The sequence below is a fragment of the Carboxylicivirga longa genome, assembly GCF_050589825.1.
Classification (GTDB): Bacteria; Bacteroidota; Bacteroidia; order Bacteroidales; family Marinilabiliaceae; genus Carboxylicivirga; species Carboxylicivirga longa.
The window spans coordinates 72,573-94,028 of record NZ_JBNGOZ010000001.1 but is presented as its reverse complement, the minus strand read 5'-3'; the positions used below and the strand labels follow the sequence as shown (position 1 = coordinate 94,028).

The following is a 21,456-nucleotide window of genomic DNA, read 5'->3' as shown; positions in this document are numbered from 1 at the left end:
CATTATGAAACAAGTATATATCTATAAGAAATTTGAGCGATTCTGGCACTGGAGCCAGGCCGCACTCATCCTGTTTTTGGCTCTTACAGGCTTTGAAATACACGGATCCTTTTCTTTACTGGGCTTCGAAAAAGCAGTCAGCTTCCACCGTGTTGCCTCCTACTTATTACTGGCCCTTATAGCCTTCTCCATCTTCTGGCATTTCACCACCGGTGAGTGGAAGCAATACATCCCTACCCTCTCGAAACTAAAGGATCAGGTTCAATATTACACCGTGGGCATTTTCATAAATGCCCCCCATCCCACTATTAAATCAGCACGCAAAAAGCTCAATCCACTGCAGGCCATTACCTACCTGGGCTTTAAGCTGTTGATGGCGCCGGTTATGATACTTACCGGTTTACTGTATCTGTACTACAAAACCTTTGATGTGAATGATATTATCGTGGTTAGCGACATACCATTGTCCTGGATTGCCTGGCTGCATACCCTGGGAGCCTGGTTACTCATGGCCTTTATTGTTGTGCATGTGTACATGACCACTACGGGGCACAGCGTTACCAGTAATATTAAAGCCATGCTAACAGGCTGGGACTTACTGGAGGATGATACAGAAGAAAAAAAGGACCTTAACAACACTCAAAATGAAGCATCATGAACGAAGCACCTAAAAAATATATGAACCCCTATTTGGCCGGATTCTTTCTGGGATTTGTGCTACTAACTACCATTTATGTAACAGGACGTGGATTGGGAGCCAGCGGTGCCATCAAAAGTTTTGTAGTTCAAACAGTAGAGACGCTGGCACCGGCGCATGCCGCCACCACTGACTATTACATCAGTCAGAAGGAAAATAACCCCGGTGGGCCTCTTAAGTCGTGGCTGGTATTTGAGGTAATAGGAGTGGTTATCGGTGCCTTTTTGTCGGCCGTTATTGCCAACCGCGTAAGTGTGAAGATTGAAAAGGGGCCGGGCGTACGCAATGGTGTTCGCATTGCCGGTGCCGTTTTTGGCGGTGCCCTCTTTGGTTTTGGCAGTCAGCTGGCACGCGGTTGTACCAGCGGAGCGGCACTCAGCGGTATGGCAGTCATGTCTTTTGGTGGCATTATCACCATGATGTCGATCTTTGGCATGGCCTATGCGATCGCCTGGTTTTTCAGAAAATTGTGGATCAATAAAACGAATTAAGATGGGACCATTAGTACCGGATATTATCAGTAACGAATTCAACTTTATTATTGCCATCATCGTTGGAATGGGCTTCGGCTTTGCCCTTGAGCAGGCCGGATTTGGCTCAACGCGTAAATTAGTAGGGCTGTTCTACGGATACGACTTTACCGTGCTCAAGGTGTTTTTCACGGCCGGTGTGACGGCTATGGTAGGCATCACGGCTCTTAATCACCTCCAATTGCTGGATGTAGACATTATATTTATCAACCCAACCTTCCTGTGGGCGGCCATCATAGGCGGCGTAATTATGGGGGCCGGCTTTATTATCGGCGGTTTTTGTCCGGGCACCAGCGTGGTGGCGGCTGCCAGCGGTAAAATCGACGGCTGGGCCTTTGTGTTTGGTGCCGGACTGGGCATCTTTGCCTTTGTGGAGAGTTATCCGCTGGTTAAAGATTTAATGGTAGCCGAAAACCTGGGCTACCTGCTGGTATTTGAGATGATGGGCATCTCGCGCGAGGCCTTTGCGCTTATGATGATTTTTGTGGCTACTGGAGCTTTTATCGGGGTAACTTTTATCGAAAACAAAGTGAATAACCGAACCACACAATGGCTCAAAAAAGATATAAGTAAATACAGCATTGCTGTGGGCCTGGCCGTCATCACAGTACTCCTTACGATCATCACCCCCAGCAGAGGCGAGTTAATGAATAAACGCATTGATGCCAAGCTGGCCGCCGGGGAGTGTAAGCCACAGATGATGGCCGATGACAAGCTGGCTTACGAGCTAATGAACCAGTATTATTTATACAATGTGGTGGATGTACGATCGCCCGAAGAATTCAAGAAATTTCACATCCCCACGGCGATTAACATTCCACTGGAAGAGTTGCATAAACACGATAACATAAACCGAATAGTGCAGAATATTAAAACCAACGTATTCTATGGAGCCTCATATGAACAAGCGCAACGCGCCTGTTTGGTATCGAAATACCATGGAAAAGCCGACAACTATGCCCTCAACAGCACAGCCGATCAGTTTCAGCAGAACTTTTTTATGCTGGGTGATGAACAGCCCAAAAACAAAATGGATCATGAAACCTATGTCTTTAGAAAAGAAGCAGCACAAAAACTCATAGAAATTGGCGAAGCAGTGGCCAACCTGGATAAACCGGTGGTTAAAAAAACCAAACGCGTGCAAGGAGGCTGCAGCTAAAACACAAGACGATTCATTTACCGCACCACAATCCTCTGGCTCTATGTCAGAGGATTTTTATTTCAACATCGCCTTCGTAACAGCATAATAAAATACACGAACTACCCAAAAAGAATACACTATAGCAAGCACAGCACTAACCTAATATCGTTAGCATTATTTTGTTATATTTTGGTAAATCAATATAAATGATTAATTTATGCACTCAAAATACCAACATCAATTAGGCTAAGATGGAACCATTTGTAAGAGAAGCGACCAACAAAACGCCTTATTTGAATTTTAATGCCCGCGAGGGATATATTCAAATTAAAGGAAGATCTATTCCGGAAAATGCGCACTTGTTATTCGATCCGATCATGGAATGGCTTGATAAGTACATATCAAATCCATCACCGGTAACCCGCGTAGATATTCAACTGGAATATTTTAATACCATTTCATCCATTAACCTGCTCAATGTATTCAAAAAAATAAATGAGCTCTATAAACGCAACAACAAAGCTACTATCAGCTGGTATTGCGATAAGGACGATGAGGATATGATTGAAGCGGGCGAAGATTATCAGGCCGTCGTGGATATTCCCATCAAAATCATTGAGGTTTAACGGTTAGTCCAACCCGGTAAAAACTAAAAAGGACACTCCGAATTCAACTGCCGAGGTCAATAAGCTGAAAAATCCTCCATTACTTTTTAAAAAAGCATTATCTTTGTTCGCAATATTACGAACAAGTAGTTTATCTATGATTCAGGATCCACAAAAAAGACTTGCCCGCTACGCCAAAGCACTTGGTCATCCGGTGCGTATTTTTGTTTTGCAAACGCTATCGAATCAAGCCTGCTGCTACAGTGGGGATCTGACAGAAGTACTGCCCATTGCCAAATCAACCCTGTCGCAGCACCTGAAAGAGCTGAAAGAAGCCGGACTGATTCAGGGTGAAACAGAGGCTCCCCGCATTAAATACTGCATTAACAAGGAGAACTGGAAAGAAGCACAGCAACTATTAAAAGCATTTTTCGACTTGTAAAAATTTTTGATACATAAATTCGTATTTTCACGAACAACGAACAACTAAATAATTGACTATGGAAATTAAAGTATTAGGTACAGGATGCGCCAAATGTACATCACTGGAGGATGTAACCCGAAAAGCGGTTGAGGAGAAGGGCATCAGTGCCAACATTGAAAAGGTAGAGGACATTATGCAGATAATGACTTATGGCGTAATGACTACCCCGGCATTGGTGATAGACGGCAAGGTTGTGGTCAAAGGGCGAGTACCATCGCTTGAAGAGATTAAAGAACTACTTTAAAACAGAATATTATGAACAAATTAATCTACGCATTTTTGATGCTAGCCGGAATGACACTGGCTGCAAGCTGCAATAGCAGCACCAAAAACAACAAAGAAAAAACAGTTAGCAAAACGGAAACAGCCTGTAGCGGTTGTGCCTCTCAGAGCTGCGGCAGCTCAACACCCACTACCCCATCTATCGATGCCAGTAAAGTGAGCGTGGTTTACTTTCATGCCACACGCCGCTGTGCCACATGCGAAGCCGTTGAGAAAGTAAGTAAGGAAACGCTGGCTAAGTATTTTAACGACTCGGTTCCCTTTCATTCGATTAATCGCGAGGAAGAAAAAGAGTTAGCTAAAAAATACAAGGTAGACGGACAAACACTGATCATCATAAAAGGCGATAAGGTGAAGAGCTTAACCAACGAAGCCTTTTTGAATGCCCGCACAAAACCTGAAAAGCTGGAAGCAACCATAAAAGAAACCATAGAATCGATGTCGTAACATGGAGGTGCTACAGAATTTATTGGAGAACTCACAACTCCCCCTTCTTTCAGCATTTTTACTGGGGCTGATGACAGCTGTCAGCCCCTGCCCGCTGGCTACAAACATCACTGCCATAGGCTTTATAAGCAAGGACATTAAAAGCCAGAAACGGGTATTTATCAGCGGCCTGGTATACACTTTAGGACGCGCACTATCTTACACAGGCCTGGGGCTGATCTTTTATTTTGGCTTGAGCCAGTTTCAACTATCCGGCTTCTTTCAGGAATGGGGCGAAAAACTACTGGGGCCTTTGCTAATCATTGTTGGCCTGTTTATGCTGGGGCTTATCAGACTGACTATTCCCGGCCTTGATTTCATCAATAACAAACTGGAAAAAAAAGCGAGTAAGGGTTACTGGGGAGCACTTTTGTTAGGCCTTGTTTTTGCCCTGGCCTTTTGCCCCTATAGCGGTGTGCTATACTTTGGCATGCTCATCCCCATGACAGTAGCCAGTGCAAGCGGGCTTTTATTACCTATTGTTTTTGCGCTTGCCACGGGCATACCGGTCATCCTCTTCGCCTGGCTACTTGCCTACAGCGTGGGATCCATTGGTAATTTCTACAACAAGATAAAAAGCTTTGAAACCTGGTTTCGCCGTGTGATAGCCCTTGTGTTTATTGGCACCGGGGTTTACTTCGTGATTATACTGCTTTTATAGATAAACCGTATCACTATTTTTTTAATTTTTCAATTCGCCTTTTTACGAACAACCTAAGATGGAACAGCAAAGAAAATTAAAATGGATGGGCGCAATAATCATTATTTTGCCCTCTTTATTAGCGCTTTATACCCACCTGCAATCTCTTATTGACTATTTTACCTATCAAATATTGCCCTTATCTTCCGAAAGTCATTTTGGGCAGGCCATCAACTTCTTCTTGTACGACACAATAAAAATAGTGATTCTGCTATTTCTTATCAGCTCGTTAATGGGGCTGGTAAATGCCTATTTCCCGGTTGAGAGATTGCGGGTATATCTCACTACCAAGAAGATGTATGGATTACAATACTTCTTTGCATCCTTCTTTGGCGCCATCACCCCCTTTTGCTCCTGCTCCTCCATCCCACTGTTTATTGGTTTTGTGCAGGGCGGAATTCCGCTGGGTGTAACCTTTGCTTACCTGATTACATCGCCCCTGGTTAACGAAGTGGCCGTGGCCATGTTCCTGGGTTTATTCGGATGGAAAGCCACCCTGATTTACGCCGGCAGTGGTATTCTATTGGGCATGATAGGTGGCTACATATTGGGGAAATTTAAATTGGATCGATACCTCAGCGACTGGGTGAAGCAGATTCAGCAAAATGCACATATCGAGGCCGGCCGCTGGGAAGGTGAAAGAAGATCGTTTTTCGACCGCTTACCGGCCATTATTAAAGATGGCTGGGGCATTGTACAAAAAGTTCTTCTCTACATCATTATTGGCATTGCCATTGGTGCCACTATGCATGGTTATGTACCCGAAAACTTCTTTACCGAGTACCTCTCAGAAGATAAATGGTACGCCATTCCTCTGGCCGTCATCCTGGCTGTTCCACTTTATGCCAATGCGGCGGGTATCGTACCGGTTATTCAGGTGTTTGTTGCCAAAGGTGTACCGCTGGGCACCGCCATCGCCTTTATGATGGCCGTTGTAGGACTGTCGCTACCCGAAGCTACTTTACTAAAAAAGGTAATGCAATGGAAGTTGATCGGCATCTTCTTTGGCACCATCACCTTATTCATTATTCTGTTGGGCTATCTGTTTAACTGGATCATTTAATGAGCTTGTCTAAAAACATGACTAATAGCTCGCAAAGTCCGCAAGGTTTTGAATAACAACATTCTAAAACTTTGCGCCCTTTTGCGATATTCTTAGCGCACTTAGCGTGAAACTTTGTTTTTGGACACCTTCATATTAAAAAGCAATTAATTTTTAATCCTTAGAAAATTCAATCTTTAAGTGTAATTTCCCAAACGGATGCGTAGGCAATAGCCGGAATCATCCACCCTCCATGCTGTAACCACTGCTCTGACCAGCGCCAGCGTTGTGCCGGATCCTCATCATAGGGCAATGGGCGGAAAGCGATGTCTGTTTCATCATCAAAACCTGCGGTAATACCATTGCAGATGCCCCCAAGGTAATTCATTGACTTACCGTCTTCTTTATAATCGGGGTTATTACGTCCGGCGCCATGCAGCATGCACACATCATACGGATTAAGACCCAAGACCCAGTTAATTTGATCAGCCGCATAACGACGGGCTAAGGATTGAGTTTCACCCGATAAAACATGCTGTGCTTTTAACATGGCAGTAGCCAAAGAAGCCAAACGGGCATTCTCACCCTGCCACCAATAAGCCGTTTCATTTTGATGCGGTAAAAAGAAAGCCGAGCGTGGCGCAGCTTCATCAGCAGCCTTTACATACTGCCGGGCATAGCCAAAGGGGTTATTCACTTCGTTGGTGATGGTCAACTCAAAAGTAATTGCCTTATTCACGAAGTCTTTAGCCTGATTAATCCGTTCCGGCTCCGACTCTATACCCATATAATGCATCATAGCAATAAGCGGCAGACCCGCTTCCGCGCCATGAAAATAAGGGCGCTTACCCGCTTCATCTGCTCTTAGCCAATTACTGAAGTTAGTATCGGCTGATAAACGTAAGTGAAGTGACTCAGCCCTATTACGCGCATCGTAGAGGTAAGTCTCATCGTCGGTTGCCTTGAATAGCTCAATAGCAGCCATTAAAGCGCAATAATCATCAATAATATTTTCTTTCCCATCATCGCAATAGCTTAAATTATTGTGCTTTAAGTGCGCATATCCTTTTTTCGCAGCGCCTAGGTATTTATCGCTGTTAAACTCACCCTGAATACCCGCTGCAGCACTGCGCGCAAGAGCTGCTATGGCCATGCCTCCTCCTTCGCGAAAAGCTGCCTGGTAACGATCATTTCGTTTACCATCCTGCCCTTCATAAGCACATATCTCACGTTGCTCCGGATCCTTGGTCCAACCGGCAAAGATCGTAGCATAAAAATACCCTTCCGGATCCTGCACACGCACCAAGTAGTCGGCACCAAAGGCCGCTTCAACGAGCATATCATGCATCACCGACTCTGCCATATTCATCTCACTAGAACGAAGCACATCAACGGCCTCAAGCATATTCCATACCATCATGGGCAGTTGCTGTGGTATCATGAAATTAGAGAAACTAAGGTGACTTAAATACTTTCCCTTCTCACCCGAAGCATCGTACCAGCCACCACTTACATCCACCACATCATTGCGTTCTCCGTAGAAGGACAAAGCCTTATCTTTTGCATTATACGGATCAATACAGCGTTGCAGCTGAAAAGCTTTGGTCAGCAGCGGTAATATCTCACTTACCAAGGGTACTTCACTAATAGAAAAAGGAGCCGACATAATGTGGTTCTTCCCAACAATGGCCTTAAGGGTATAGATACCGCAAGTTTTAAATTCAGTAAAATCAGCGCGATAAGCATTGCCGGTATGCCAATTATCAATTTTTCCTCCCTGATCAAAATCTCCCGAATAGACTTCCTTACCCTTCTGATCGAGCAAGACAAAGCTTAGAGGCATATCCTCTCCTGTTGACTGAAAAACAGCGGATTTAAAACCATTTTGCTGATAGCCCAAATGATTAATTAACAGAATGCCATCGGCCTGCTCACCAGCATGACAGGCCATTAATAAGATACTTAACAAAGTAAACACTAAGGATTTAAACATCTTGGGTTATTTTTGGGTTTGTTTTTAAAAAGGTAATTGGTATCGGCTGGAGCTGAGATATGCATGATAAAGCTGCATTACATTATTGCATCGTAATACAGTGCTGCTGCCCCCAGTACTGCAATATCAGGCTGCTCGCTTACTTCAATCTTCAGTCGTTCAACGGTTTTCTCATATTGAAATTTACGCACCACCTTCCACATGGACGCTTCGAAGTAGGGAAAGAAACGACTGACACTGCCGCCAATTACAATGCACTCCGGGTCATAGGCGTAAAGAATGGTTTTTATGGCATTACCAAAATCAAAACCAAACTGTTCCAGAATGGCCAGGGCTATCTTGTCCTGCTTACGGGCACGACGGTACAACACATCGGGCTTTAAACCATATTTGGTTTCGAAATACTGGGTGGTGCAGTAGTACTCATAGTTATGATCGCGATAGGGAATGCAACCAAATTCTCCGGCACCGCAATTGGTACCGGAGTATAAATGATTGTCAGTAATTACGCCACAGCCTAGTCCTACCCCAACAACTACACCCACCACATTGGCATATTTTTTTGCTTTGCCAAAATATTTCTCACCCATGGCAAAGCAGTTGGCATCGTTATTTACATAAACCCCCACTTTATAGCGCTGCTGCAACAGGTCACCCAGATGCACCTCGCGCCATGAGGGCACGTGTTCAACATTGTACACAATACCTTTTGCCACATCAACAAGACTGGGCACTCCAATTCCGATACCGCCTACATCATCGGTAAAAACCTGATCAATAGCGTCCATTATTTCTTTCAAAATCACTTCTTCAGAATTGTAATTATCAATTTCCAGAGCCAGAGAGGCCTCTACGGTATTGTTGCGTACGCGACCCGCCAACAGGGTTTTTCCTCCCAGAAAAACACCTACAGCACACTGATTGCGAACGGTCATGTCTTGTATCATATTATTGGTATCAAATACATTATTATCTATCAGTCGGCAGCCGCATCAATATAGAGGGCCGCCGCTCCCAAAATAGCAATTTCCTTCACAACAGAGGGAACGATTACAAAGTTTTCGAGTACGAACTGATAGGGAAAAGTAGCTATTTCGCGCCACATGGCTTCCTTATAGTACGGATAAGATCGAACTACGGATCCGCCTAGTACCACAGCATTAGGATCAACACTAAATAATATCGTTTTAATTGCATTCCCCAGTTGCTTACCATATTCAGCAAAAATTGCCAGAGCCTTGGCATCACCAGTGGACGCTCTCTGCGCCAGCTCAGCACCACTTATGCCATGAACACTTTCGAAATACTGGCCACTGCAATAATATTCATAATGATGATCACGGTAAGGAATCATACCAAACTCACCGGCTCCACAATTTTGATCCGGCAAGAGATGCCCGTTTTTTATGATGCCGGCACCCAGACCGGTGCCGGTGATCAAACCTACAAAATCATCATAATCGCGACCTGCACCATACACACGCTCACCCACGGCAAAGCAGTTGGCGTCATTATTAATGTATACCGGCCTGTCAAATTCCTTTTCTAAAATTTTTTTCAGTGGTATTTTTTTCCATGAAGGAATATTCTGCAAATCATAAACAACACCTGTACTAGCTTTCACCAAACCGGGAACACCAATACCAATGCCTTCCACCTCCGGCGTAATGATGTTATTTATTGTGTCTATCAGCGCTTGGGTGACCACATCGGCATCCATGGTTTTGGGCACCAAACATTGCGACACATCCCGCAGCTGATCTCCCACCACCAGACCGGCACGCATATTAGTACCGCCCAGGTCAACACCTATAATTGTTCTATTTTGTTCCATTTGCTTACTCTGTTTTATTCCATCCCTTCACCCAAAAGTCAAGCTCTGCGGGCAAATCTTTAGTAGCCACACGGGCGCGCAGTGTTTTTGTTTCTCCGGGCATCAGGCTCACATAATTATCATCCCAAAACACAGGTACTACGCGTCGGTTATTTTGCTTATTAACAATGGCGGCCTCATTGAAAAAGGCAATATGATTGCTCGCATTTTCAAGCTGACAAGTAAATACGGTAAACTCACCATCCTCCTCTTGCTGCCATTTTTCGCGAAGCTCAACTTTAGGCAGGTTATTTAAGGCTTGCAGATTGGCAAATTCAGATTGTGGGGTGTAAACCCAGGTTGTTTTATCAAAATCCATTTTATCGGCCTTGGTAGATAACCAGTAGAAGTTATCGGCCACCGTACTTCCCGCTTCATTCTGTAATTTTAGTTTTACGAAATAAGTATCGCTCACCTTCTTCAGCTCCGGCATATCAAGGGCAAGCCCGGCACTGTGTGCCTCCATCGCAACTGTTACATCTTTTGAAAATACCTTATTGGATTGAATATCATACACCTCAACTGATAAGGTATGATTGAGTACATCATGGTTATAATCATTCACCCAATAAATATTTTTATCGCCATAATTATACACAGCGCTCAGGGGCTGACAGGCTTTTTTGGCACCATAGTAGGCTCCGTTGGGCACCAGGTAGTAGTCGTACAACTGCCAGAAAAATTCGGGCCAGGCTGAGTTAAGCATCCATTGTATCACCCCGGTTGCTTCGTATTTATTGGTTTGAAAAGCTTCAAACATAGGACGGATAGCTTCGTAGTTGGATATCTGCGACTTAAAGGCAAACTCTTCCAGGCTGCCCGCCTCACCATAGCGCTGATTAAAAGCATTCAGGTAACGATCCAAGGAGCCAAACTGATGGCGTCCGCAATGAAAGTTCCAGTCCTCGTTAATGGGCCACAGCTTATCTTCGGGCAACATACGCTTGATGCTCTCCAGAGGTGGCACCTGCGGACCAGGACCCGTTTCGGTATTAAAGCCGTAAGCTCCACCGGCAATACTATCGATATACCAATATACAGGAGGCACATAACCATAAGGCCCTAACATCTTCACGGCTGTGGCGCCGCTTACCTCGCTATGATTGTAATGATCGGTACCAAAATCCTGATACTTACACGCTGCCAAAATGGGACGTGAATCATCCACACCGGTGATGTAATCATTTAGTTTTGCTTCCAACTCGGGCACCGGCAACTTATCGCTGCCAAACACCCACAGAAACACACTTGGATGATTACGCAAGTACAAAACCTGATCGCGATAAGACTGAGCATGGCGCTCGATTTCTTCCTTTCCGGTAATGGCCATGAAATCCGTTTCCGGACGCCCACAGTATGGCTCCCACTCCCAGTGACAGCTCCAACCCACCATGATGAGTAGTCCTCTTTCATCAGCTCCATCATACAGGGTTTTATCACGTCCCCAAAAACCTTCCAGACGAACGCAGTTCAGGTTCATCTCCTTCACATACTCCAGCTGCGCCTCCACTTTTTCGGGACTATCGGCCAAAAACATATCATCGACCCATCCGGCACCCTTAATGGTAAGGGGTTTACCATTTATTTTCCAACCTTTATGTCCGGCAGCATTCACATACTGCTCAATTTCACGAATACCGAATCGGCTATTGAGCGAATGCGACAGCTTACCTTCCACGCGTACACTCACCGTCAAATTGTGCAATGTAGGTTCGCCCAGATTATTGGGCCACCACAACCTTGCATCTTTCACATTCAGTTCGGGATAATCCTTGGGCGACAACGCCACATCGCGCGACTCACCGGGCTGCAACTCCACTGCGCGTGAAATTATGCCAATCCCTTCGATTTCAACTTGAACAACCGCATCCTGTTTCTTTGGTGAATGATTCGTCACTAAAGTTGTTACACTTAATTCGGCATCCTTACCATTTTTACGATTCAAGCGTGTTGTAACATAAGGCGACTCAAGTGATACTTCTTTACTCATGAGCAGTTCAACACCTCGCCACAGCCCCATGTTCTGGTCGGGCGCTGCCGGGTTCCAGTCCACAAAACCAATGGTTAAATCACCCCGCACAGGTGGTATGATCTCTACGGCAATTGTATTTTTGCCAGTTTTTAAATACTCGCTCACATCAAAAGTCCATCGACTAAAGGGGCCTTCCACCTTTTTCTCATCGCCAATTTGCGTTCCATTCACCCAAATATTGGCTTTATAGTTTAATCCCTCGAAACGCAGACGATAAAAGCTATCATCTGCCTTTTTGCTCAGCTCAAAATCCTTACGATACCACCAGGGCTGTTGAAATCGTGTGGCATCAATTTTATCGATATTATCACCCATAAAAAGGTTTGGGTACTCACCGTTTTCCCGTAAAAGGGTCATCACCGTGGCCGGTATATCACCCCTTACCCATTGACTATCGTCAAACTCGGGCAAGCTAATTTGAGCTGCCTCTCCACTCAATTGATCAGCCGACTGAATGGACCAGTTATCATTTAATGTCATCATAAACTCCTTTTTGTGGTCGGCCTGACAGCCCCCAAGTATTCCACTTAGAGCAGTCAGCAAACCGGCAATTAACACAGATCGTTTCATTTAGTTAAAATTTTGGTTTGCAACAAAGATGCATATTTGTAATATATCGTGCAAGCGTTTGCACAATATTATCTACTACTAGCCCACATTTAATTTTTTTCAAATTTCATTAATGCTTAAAAGATGAATTACGAATGAGCAGCTGTATGGGTTTAAGGGTGATAGAAGCATCATTCTTACCACTATCAATGCAATCTATTAACTTACTAACAGCTGTTTTACCCATATCATAACCCGGCATATCCACGGCCGATAAGGAAGGCGTTACAAACTCGTTACAGCGCTCGTTACCCAATGAAATAATGGATAAATCGCGGGGCAATTCAACGCCCATGCTCTTGGCTGCTGCTGCAATGACAAGGCCGGTGGTTGCACTGCCTGCCACAATACCATCGGGTCGCTCGGACAAACTAAACCATAAACGCACTGCATCGCGGGCATCCTGCTCCGTCAGGTCGCTGGCCAGGAGAAATTGTGGCAGTAACGACAGATCATGCTTTTTAAGGGCATCTTTGAATCCTTCTGCCCGCTCTTCAAATATCTTCGATGAGGGGGCGCCCGCAAGGTGAGCAATGCGCTGACAGCCCAGGTTAATGAGATGTTCAGTAGCCTCAAAGCCTGCTTCATAATTATCAACCACTACCTTTGGGCCGGGCACGGCATAGTTAACACGATCGAACATGGCCACGGGAATACCTCGCTTAACGAATGCACTAAAATGCTTCACATCCTTGGTTTCCATGGTGAGACAACACACTAATCCATCCACACGCGCCGAATTCATTACCCGCGCCATTTCTACTTCCTGCTGCACACTTTCGTTGGACTCACTAATAATAACACTATAACCTTTTTCGCGCGCTACCTCCTGAATACCACTCAGAGCTTTGGCAAAGAACTGCGAACCAATGTGCGGAATGATCACACCGATTACATTGGTTTTATTTTTTGAAAGGCTGGATGCCACCCGGTTAAGCTCATAGCCCAAGTCCTGTGCCACCGACTTTACACGAACTTTGGTAGCTTCGCTGATCTTCGGATGATCGTTCAGCGCCCGTGACACCGTTGAGGGTGCAATATTCAGCTCGCGGGCTATATCATTAATTGTTATTTCACCTTTCTTATCGTATGCGTGCATGATGCTATTATTAATTTAAGCATGCAAAGTAGCAAAAAAGTTAATAGGCTTCCCAATTTACCAGCTGTGCCCTAAACATTCTATCCCCCATCTTCATCTCCCACAGTTTTTGTCCTTCCCAATTAAGCCCTGCTATTTTTTTTGTGATCGACGAGGCAACAATATACCCATCGGGATAAGGCTCAACGGCACTCATAAAGGGCGAAAACAGATCCTGAGGCAGATTAATGCAGGTACTCACCTGCTCCACTTCACCGTTTTCATTCAGCAGGTACTTCATGATACGACTTGAGGGACGCTCTGTAAAATGACCATTGTCAAATAACAATAACTCATTGGCTTTAGGTAACTGTGCATGATGCTGATACATGGGCAACATATCTTTGCCAATGGCTCCTTGGGAGCCTTGCCCGAACTTCATCAAAACCTTACCGGTAGCAGAGTTAACAGTCCATATCTGACTTAAAGCCCGGAAGCTAAGCAGGTAATTACCGTCCTCATCCTCAAAAATAGAGTTACCCCAGGGCTGATTGAAGGTTTGTCCCGGCTCAACGGGCAAAACATGCTGTGCCATATCCCAGTCCCAGACTTTATCACCATAAGCGTTTAATTCCGTAATACCATCTACCACCATGCCATTTACATTCACATTGGTAATAAAAGCGTAGGTACCCCTGGCGGTTAGCACCACATCGTGATGTGCCATTCGGTCAAAACCACCCTTTCCATATTCCAAAGCCACAAGGGTATCACCACTTAAGGTAGTTTCATAAATCAGGTTACCGTTTCCAAACTTATCGCCGGTGTTATCTTCCAGCGTCAATAAAGTACCCCGCTTCGTCATTTTGACCATCTTAACGAAGTTATCGGACAAACGGGACCATACAACCTGCCCGTTTTCATCGAAGAGAAAAACACCGGAAGGCATACTCATCTTATTTACCAACAAGCATTTGCCGCCCATATCAGGCTTACCTTCAGTTTTCACATCAACAAAAGCGGCATAATCATCCGGTAAGGTCGGCAAGGTTATTTGCCCCTCATCGATCACCTGGTCATCCAGCTGCAGCTCGTAATCAAGCAATTGACCAGACTGAAAACCACCTACAACAAATTTATTGCGATGCTTGTCGGCTTTGCGACTCCAGATTACTTCCTGAGAGCCCGCATCCACCAACTTGATGTAGGCTGTTTCATCAGCATCAAAATCCGCATTAATAATCACGCAATGAGGCAACTGTGCATAGGTATCTACTGTAGCAAAGCCTTGCTTTAGCTCATCGTGCTTATCGCAAGCTATCAACGCGCAGCAAACAGCGAAGACTATAAATAATATCCGTTTCATGGCTTTTAAAGATTAGAGGGTGCCCCATACGCATTAGTATAGGCACACCTCGTAAATCTAATTTCTTATTCAACATCCCACCAAACGCGGGTTAACCAATCGTTGGTTCCCCCCATGCGATCAATGGCCTCCTGATAGCTTTCAGGATTATTAATGGCCTCAAAATCGGGATAGAAGAAACGGCGGGGTATGACACCTCCCGTGCCGCTTGAGTACCACTCAACTGATTCAAAGGGCACCAACTCCGGGTAACCCGATCGGCGAAAGCTACTATAAGCCTCAACTCCATTCATGTATAGATTAACCCACATTTGGTTGTGAATGGCCTTTAAATTATCCGGCGATGTTGATGGTAAAGGATTTGCCTCCAGGTAGGCATCCACCACATCTGACTGTATGGCCGGCGCACCGGGATACATAGCACAATGCTCCATGGAAGCACGCACCGCTTTTTCGTAATGCCCGGCAGCTCCTGTTGCACCCCAATCCAGCACCGCTGCCTCTGCCAATAACAACTCAACTTCGGCGTAGGTCATATGGAAGAAAGGTGCCGTAAAATCAGCCACATATTTACTGGGCATCATGTGCTTATGCCCTTGGGGCACCCAGGCAATGTAATTCCCCTCATCATCAATTAAATCACCATAATCGCTCCACTCATTCCACCACATGGCACCATGAGTAATACCCATCTGAAGATACTCGGTAATATCCTGTCCGTACTTCCCACTTACAACCCCCAGATATGTACCTCCATAAACAAACAAACGAGGGTCGTTGGTAGCTTTCAGGTGGTCTACAAAAGTGTTGGTAAGGCGATACCCTTCCGAATCGTCTGATGCATGAAAGACCTGCGAGCGGCCATTTCCACGGTTCTCGCCATCAACAAAATCAAAATCGAGATGCACCACCTTGCACAAATCATCATTACTTTGCATTACGCCGCCTTCAATGGCTGCTCTCACCTGTTTTTCAGCTTCGGAAGGATTCACTTTCTGCAGGCGGAAACCCAAACGCATCCGTAAAGAGTTACCAAAACGCTTCCATTTTTCAACAGAGCCTGCATACATAATATCGCCCCGAACACCTTCTTTGGAAGCATCCAGCTCATTCACCGCCTCTTCCAGCTCTTTAAAGAAGTCTGCATAGATATCTTCCTGCTTATCATAGCGTGGCTGAAACACCTTATCGGTGAAGCCTTTTCCGGCATCGAAATAAGGCACATCACCATACAAATCCGTCAGTATCGAAAACATATACACCTTCAGGATACGTGCAGCTGCCCTGGTGTTTTGATAATACTCCTCGCCTTCAGTACGATGAATAACATCCACAATATTTTTAATATCGCGCGGATACATCTCCTCCCAAAGGGTAAACCAGTGATTTTTCTCAACAATGCGGTACTGCCCACCGTGCTGACACCACCACGAACCGGCAAAATACTGCATCATAGGACTGCAAATTCCCAAATCGTAACGCCACAGCTCTTCACGGTTTCCACTCAAATCGAGCTGAATTTTTGTCATCTGCACGCCCGGATCGATAAAATTAAAGGCCTGCGGATTAGTATTAATATCCTCAAAATCATCGGTACACGCGCCAAGTCCTAACAGTAGTACCGATATAACCAATAAGTATTTATTTAGTGCTTTCATTATTTACTTAATTTATTAGAACTTAATATTCAAGTTAAAACCATAGTGACGGCGCGTAGGCAATGAGCCATACTCAAGGCCTTGTCCGTTACCGTTGTTATAAGTCGATTCCGGATCGATGTTAGGCACATTTTTGTGCAGGGTAAACAGGTTACGCCCAACAACCGTAAGGGTAAGACCCTGTATGGGCGTATTCTTGAGGAATTGCTTGGGTACTGAATACCCTAAACTCAAATCTCTTATTTTAACATAGCTGGCATCATAAACATTGGATTCCGGAATATTGGCAGAGGTATGTCTCCAGTAGCTCTGCGGATTGGTAATCACATCATTTTTCTCATATATGTTATTACCTTCCTCATCAACACCTACCAACTTAACACCCTGTCCTACAAATCCATTGTCAAATTCGAGAGGCACATAATCATCCGGATTATTACCACCTCCTATCCATTCATTTCGGGCATCGTCATTGCGCTTAGCCCAATCGTTGAATCCTTCGCGACCAGGCTGAGTAATAGCATGCGTACCTCCATCTACCATCTGACGGTTGGTAATCGAATAGATATCACCACCAATGCGAATATCCAGATTTGCCTTTAGTGTGAAATTCTTATAAGAGAAGGTGTTGATCATACCACCTGTCCAGTCCGGCAGGATGCTTCCAATCTTTTGCGGAGTCTCAGAAACAAGGGGCATACCGGTAGAGGCATCATGCACTACATTGCCTTCCGGATCGCGCACATAGGCATTACCCATGATGGTACCAAACTCTTCGCCTGCCAGAGCCACTACCGTCACTCCCGACCAGCGCGCATTGGCTATGGTATAAGCATCCACATCTTCATGAAGACTCACCACTTTATTCCAAACCTTAGTATAGTTCACAACAATGTCCCACGAGAAATTACCTTTAAAAGGCCTTGCCGTCAACTGAAGTTCAATGCCTTTATTTTCGAGCGAACCAGAATTAAGAATGGCATTTTTATAACCTGATACCACAGGCAGTTCAACATTCAAAATCTGGTCATCGGTAGTTTGCTCATAATAAGTAAAATCCAACCCAAGAGCATTGTTAAAGAAGCGTAAATCGGTACCCACTTCCCACGAGCTGGTGGTTTGCGACAACAAATCGGAATTGGGTACGAAATCACCCATTATTTCACCTGTTGGCATTCCGTTGTATGACTTTCCTGTTAAGGCATAAGTTAATGCCAGACGATAAGGATCCGTATCGCTACCTACCTGAGCATACGAGGCACGCAACTTACCATAAGTCAACCAGGGCAAATTCAAATCAGCAGCATCGGTAAAAATAAAGCTACCAGAAACGGATGGGTAGAAATAGGAATTATTGTTGGAGGGTAGTGTCGAAGACCAGTCATTACGACCTGTTACATCGATAAATGCAAAATCCTTATAACCCAATTGGGCAAAGGCATATATGCTCTGAATCTCCTTACGATATTCACTGGGCAACACCTCAACATTGGTAAAGTTGATGATGCTGGCAATACCCGGCTCTATAATATTGGAACCGGCAATATTATTGGTTTTAATATTGTTCTGCATAATATTTCCACCCACATTGGCAGAAAGATCCCAGTCTCCGAAAGCTTTTGTATAACTCAGAAGGGCTTCGTAATTTATTTCCTGAGCATCCGTATTGATTTCATTATAAACACCTCCGGCTTTGGTGGGCGTATTTTTATCGTAGAAATTAACAAAGCGACTGCTGTATCGATCAATACCAGATTTTAACCTTAACTTCAAGTCCTTAGTCAGGCTCACGTTTAATGATGCAAAACCTACAAATCTGTTTTTTCGACTTTGGTTAAAAGTTTCGTTCAGTGTCCAGTATGGGTTAGCACGATAATCATTCCCTGTGTAGTCTATGTAATTACCATCCTCATCGGTATACGTTTGCAACCAGGCCTGATCGAAGTTAGGCGCCAGACCCACCAGTCCGTTACCAATATTAGTCACCTCGTCGGTCATTGCCGGACGGTTATTAACCTTATCGGCTATATAAGTAGCCTTTGCATCCAACTCCATAAAGCTGTTTATCTCTGTTAAGGCCCGCAAGTTAAAAGTGTTACGGTTCAGGCCACTTTGTGGGATAATATCTTCGTTGTGCACATTGGTATAAGAAAAACGAACACTTCCCTTTTCGCCACCCGATGATAAAGCTACACTATTATTAAAGGTTTTTCCCAACCTGAAGAAACCCTGCACATTATCATCTACCAAAGCATAGGGATACTCATTCCCATCCTGCTGACGAAGCATAATGGAAGGATTGAGCTTTGGCCCCCAGGCCGTTGTCGCGCTGTTCGCCGGCTGTCCCTCGCGAGGCAGTAGCCCATTATTTCCCTGCCCATAAACCGTTTGATAATCATCCAGCTTGGTGGATACCTGATCGATGGTTGCCGAGGAGTTGATTTCCACGCCCAGCCCCTTCTGACCTTTGCTTCCGGATTTTGTGGTGATTAAAACAACACCATTCAACGCCCGACTACCATACAAAGCTGAAGCCGAGGCACCTTTTAATACTGAAATAGACTCAATATCTTCGGAGTTAAGATCAGATGTACCATCTCCCAGATCGAAGCCGCCCCATTCGGTGGCCTGCCCCATGCTTGAATTATCAACCGGAACACCATCAATCACATACAGCGGCTGATTAGATCCTTCCAATTCGCTAATACCACGAATAACCACGCGCTTTGAACCAGATGGACCAGCGGAGGTTTGGGTGATGTCCACTCCAGCCACTTTACCGGCCAAACTGGCCATAGCATTCATCTCTCCATTACGAGCTATATCTTCGGCACTTACCTCGGTAACCGAATATCCCAAGGCCTTTTTATCACGCTTAATACCCAGAGCGGTAACCACCACTTCACTTAAATCTGTGATATCCTCCTCTAGAATCACGCGAATAACAGATTGACCAGCTACGGGTATTTCCTGCATTTTGTACCCCACAAAACTCACCTGCAAAACGGCGTCGCTGGCCACAGTAAGGGTAAAATTGCCTTCAGTATCAGTAATAGTTCCATTGGTAGTACCCTTCACAGATACATTCACGCCCGGCAGCGTAAACCCTTCGGGATCGCTGACGCTTCCGCTTACTAATATTTGCTCTTGTGCAAAAAGTTGCACTGGAACAAGCAACAAAGCAGCTACTAAAATACAAAGTAATCGCCTGTTGAATTTCATAACACCTCCCTGGGGGATAGCGTTATTGATAGATTTTTCATTCATCTGACTTAATTTTGGTTAAACGATATTCGGATTTATTATTTGCATACAAATATTAACCAAAATTAGATATTGCGCAAGCGCTTGCATTATTTATTTCACATCATGCAATAAACTATCCTTACACACAATACGCTCAATCCCTTTTTCCATATAGGATTGAGTTAAATTGAAGAATGTTAGATTTTTTTTACATTTTTTAAGAAGGACGAGATGAGTGTGCAGTAGGTTTGATAGAATGGTTCACAATTTCAAGGCAGCTATAGAGTCGTTCCGCAAATGAAACTTCACTTCATGACAAGAAGTAGACATACACAGATGAGGACCATAATCGCTATTCCAACTCGAAGGTTTGATTATCGCGAACCAGCACCGTATTTTCAAAAATCGCTTTGGCCTCCTGCTCAAAGGGCTGTAAATTATGATACCGGCTGGAAAAGTGTCCTAGAAGCAATTGTCCAGCCCCGGCATCGCGGGCAATAGTAGCTGCCTGTTTCGCAGTGGTATGACTGGTTCGTTTGGCCAGATCTTTCAGCTCATGCAGGAAGGTAGCTTCGTGGTAAAGCAAGCTAACCTCTTTAATAATGGGAATAATACGTCGAAAATAGCGGGTATCAGAACAAAAGGCATAAGACAAGGGCTTGGGTGCGGGAATCAGCAATTCCTCAGTGGGAACAGGCTGTCCATCTTCCCCAATAAACGGCTGCCCTGCTTTGATCGCCACAATCTCGGGCACCGTAAGGTTATAACGCGCAATGGCGGCCTTGCGAACATTGGGCTGTTTCGCCTTCTCCTCAAATAAAAAACCACAAGTAGGTACACGATGCGACAGCGGAAAAGACTTTACAATTACCTTTTTGTCTTCGTAAATAAGCTTGGGCTCATCATAGTTCAAAGCCTCAAAAACAATCTGATAAGGCAAATCGGCACAGAAATATTCAAGATGCGGTTTCAGGAGGTCTTCCAGATCGGGATGCGCATGAATAATTAAGGCTTTGCGGCGCCCAAGAAGGCCAAAAGTAGAAATCAATCCCATCAAACCAAATACATGATCGCCATGCAGATGAGACAGGAAAATATGATTAATCTTTGAAAAATTAATCTTATTGCGGCGCAGCTGCATCTGCGTGCCTTCGCCACAGTCAATTAAAAAAAACCGCTCAGATACACGCAGTATCTGAGCGGTAGGATATCTATCCGATGTAGGTAATGCTGAATTACTACCGAGGATGGTCAGCGATAGGGCCATTAATTAGCTTCAATGGCTTTACGAATCATCTGAATACCATCATCGAGCGATGGTGCAATGTTCAATACCGAATCGAGCTGCGACACCGTAATCAGGCGTTCGACAGCAGGCTGTAAGCCGGCCAAAACAAAGACACCATCAGCATTTTTACACAAGCGATTGGCCACCAAAATCGCACTTAAACCAGACGAATCACAATAATTACACTTCCCCAAATCCAGCAAAATATTCTTTTCACCATTTCCAGACAAGAGTACCAGTTCCGACTTGAGTGTAGGTGCCACATGGGTATCCATCTTCTCTTTTAACACCTGAACCAGCGTAAAATCATCTAATTTGTCAATCTTGAAGTCCATATATCGTTGTT

The 21,456-nt window shown here is 44.7% G+C and carries 19 protein-coding genes; 9 read left to right on the top strand and 10 right to left on the bottom strand.

Annotated features, from left to right (window positions below; translation table 11 throughout):
- The first annotated feature begins 4 nt into the window (after window positions 1-4).
- From ACRD7A_RS00395 to ACRD7A_RS00355, 9 genes are all read left to right on the top strand, one after another.
- Window positions 5-658: a cytochrome b/b6 domain-containing protein gene (locus ACRD7A_RS00395; RefSeq protein ID WP_430809354.1), complete on the top strand. Its 654-nt coding sequence runs from the start codon at window positions 5-7 to the stop codon at window positions 656-658.
- Entirely contained in the window at window positions 655-1,188 is a 534-nt protein-coding gene (locus ACRD7A_RS00390) for a YeeE/YedE thiosulfate transporter family protein (protein ID WP_430809353.1), read from the top strand. Before ACRD7A_RS00395 ends, ACRD7A_RS00390 begins: the two co-directional genes overlap by 4 nt.
- A 1-nt stretch (window position 1,189) precedes the next feature.
- Window positions 1,190-2,386 (top strand): YeeE/YedE thiosulfate transporter family protein, encoded by a 1,197-nt coding sequence (locus tag ACRD7A_RS00385; RefSeq protein ID WP_430809352.1) that lies wholly within the window; start codon window positions 1,190-1,192, stop codon window positions 2,384-2,386.
- Between the two features lie 233 nt (window positions 2,387-2,619).
- On the top strand, window positions 2,620-2,994 hold the full coding sequence (locus tag ACRD7A_RS00380; RefSeq protein WP_430809351.1) for a DUF1987 domain-containing protein: 375 nt from the start codon (window positions 2,620-2,622) through the stop codon (window positions 2,992-2,994).
- Between the two features lie 136 nt (window positions 2,995-3,130).
- Window positions 3,131-3,415, top strand: coding sequence for an ArsR/SmtB family transcription factor (locus ACRD7A_RS00375; RefSeq protein ID WP_430809350.1), 285 nt, complete (start codon window positions 3,131-3,133; stop codon window positions 3,413-3,415).
- A gap of 58 nt (window positions 3,416-3,473) precedes the next feature.
- Window positions 3,474-3,701 (top strand): thioredoxin family protein, encoded by a 228-nt coding sequence (locus ACRD7A_RS00370; RefSeq protein WP_430809349.1) that lies wholly within the window; start codon window positions 3,474-3,476, stop codon window positions 3,699-3,701.
- Between the two features lie 11 nt (window positions 3,702-3,712).
- Window positions 3,713-4,186, top strand: a complete 474-nt coding sequence (locus ACRD7A_RS00365; RefSeq protein WP_430809348.1) for a nitrophenyl compound nitroreductase subunit ArsF family protein — start codon at window positions 3,713-3,715, stop codon at window positions 4,184-4,186.
- A 1-nt stretch (window position 4,187) separates the two neighbouring features.
- On the top strand, window positions 4,188-4,886 hold the full coding sequence (locus tag ACRD7A_RS00360; protein WP_430809347.1) for an aromatic aminobenezylarsenical efflux permease ArsG family transporter: 699 nt from the start codon (window positions 4,188-4,190) through the stop codon (window positions 4,884-4,886).
- Window positions 4,887-4,971: 85 nt separating this feature from the next.
- Window positions 4,972-5,988 carry a permease gene (locus ACRD7A_RS00355; RefSeq protein ID WP_430809346.1) on the top strand — a complete coding sequence of 339 codons (1,017 nt, stop codon included), beginning with the start codon at window positions 4,972-4,974 and terminating at the stop codon, window positions 5,986-5,988.
- A 169-nt stretch (window positions 5,989-6,157) separates the two neighbouring features.
- On the opposite strand, the gene ACRD7A_RS00350 is transcribed toward ACRD7A_RS00355, so the two are convergent.
- The 10 genes from ACRD7A_RS00350 to ACRD7A_RS00305 form a co-directional block, all read right to left on the bottom strand.
- Window positions 6,158-7,960, bottom strand: a complete 1,803-nt coding sequence (locus tag ACRD7A_RS00350; protein ID WP_430809345.1) for a glycoside hydrolase family 9 protein — start codon at window positions 7,958-7,960, stop codon at window positions 6,158-6,160.
- A gap of 77 nt (window positions 7,961-8,037) precedes the next feature.
- Window positions 8,038-8,907, bottom strand: a complete 870-nt coding sequence (locus ACRD7A_RS00345) for an ROK family protein (RefSeq protein WP_430809344.1) — start codon at window positions 8,905-8,907, stop codon at window positions 8,038-8,040.
- A 29-nt stretch (window positions 8,908-8,936) separates the two neighbouring features.
- The gene (locus ACRD7A_RS00340) at window positions 8,937-9,794 is read right to left on the bottom strand and encodes an ROK family protein (RefSeq protein WP_430809343.1); all 858 of its coding nucleotides are present in this window, start codon (window positions 9,792-9,794) and stop codon (window positions 8,937-8,939) included.
- Window positions 9,795-9,798: 4 nt separating this feature from the next.
- Complete coding sequence (locus tag ACRD7A_RS00335) at window positions 9,799-12,435, bottom strand: glycoside hydrolase family 2 protein (protein ID WP_430809342.1); 2,637 nt, start codon at window positions 12,433-12,435, stop codon at window positions 9,799-9,801.
- Window positions 12,436-12,544: 109 nt separating this feature from the next.
- Entirely contained in the window at window positions 12,545-13,573 is a 1,029-nt protein-coding gene (locus ACRD7A_RS00330) for a LacI family DNA-binding transcriptional regulator (protein WP_430809341.1), read from the bottom strand.
- Between the two features lie 40 nt (window positions 13,574-13,613).
- Complete coding sequence (locus ACRD7A_RS00325; RefSeq protein ID WP_430809340.1) at window positions 13,614-14,918, bottom strand: aryl-sulfate sulfotransferase; 1,305 nt, start codon at window positions 14,916-14,918, stop codon at window positions 13,614-13,616.
- 65 nt (window positions 14,919-14,983) lie between these two features.
- Window positions 14,984-16,576 carry a SusD/RagB family nutrient-binding outer membrane lipoprotein gene (locus tag ACRD7A_RS00320; protein ID WP_430809339.1) on the bottom strand — a complete coding sequence of 531 codons (1,593 nt, stop codon included), beginning with the start codon at window positions 16,574-16,576 and terminating at the stop codon, window positions 14,984-14,986.
- A gap of 15 nt (window positions 16,577-16,591) precedes the next feature.
- Entirely contained in the window at window positions 16,592-19,843 is a 3,252-nt protein-coding gene (locus ACRD7A_RS00315; protein ID WP_430809338.1) for a SusC/RagA family TonB-linked outer membrane protein, read from the bottom strand.
- Window positions 19,844-20,174: 331 nt separating this feature from the next.
- Window positions 20,175-21,089: a ribonuclease Z gene (locus tag ACRD7A_RS00310; protein ID WP_430809337.1), complete on the bottom strand. Its 915-nt coding sequence runs from the start codon at window positions 21,087-21,089 to the stop codon at window positions 20,175-20,177.
- Complete coding sequence (locus ACRD7A_RS00305) at window positions 21,089-21,445, bottom strand: STAS domain-containing protein (protein WP_430809336.1); 357 nt, start codon at window positions 21,443-21,445, stop codon at window positions 21,089-21,091. Before ACRD7A_RS00305 ends, ACRD7A_RS00310 begins: the two co-directional genes overlap by 1 nt.
- Window positions 21,446-21,456 lie beyond the last annotated feature (11 nt).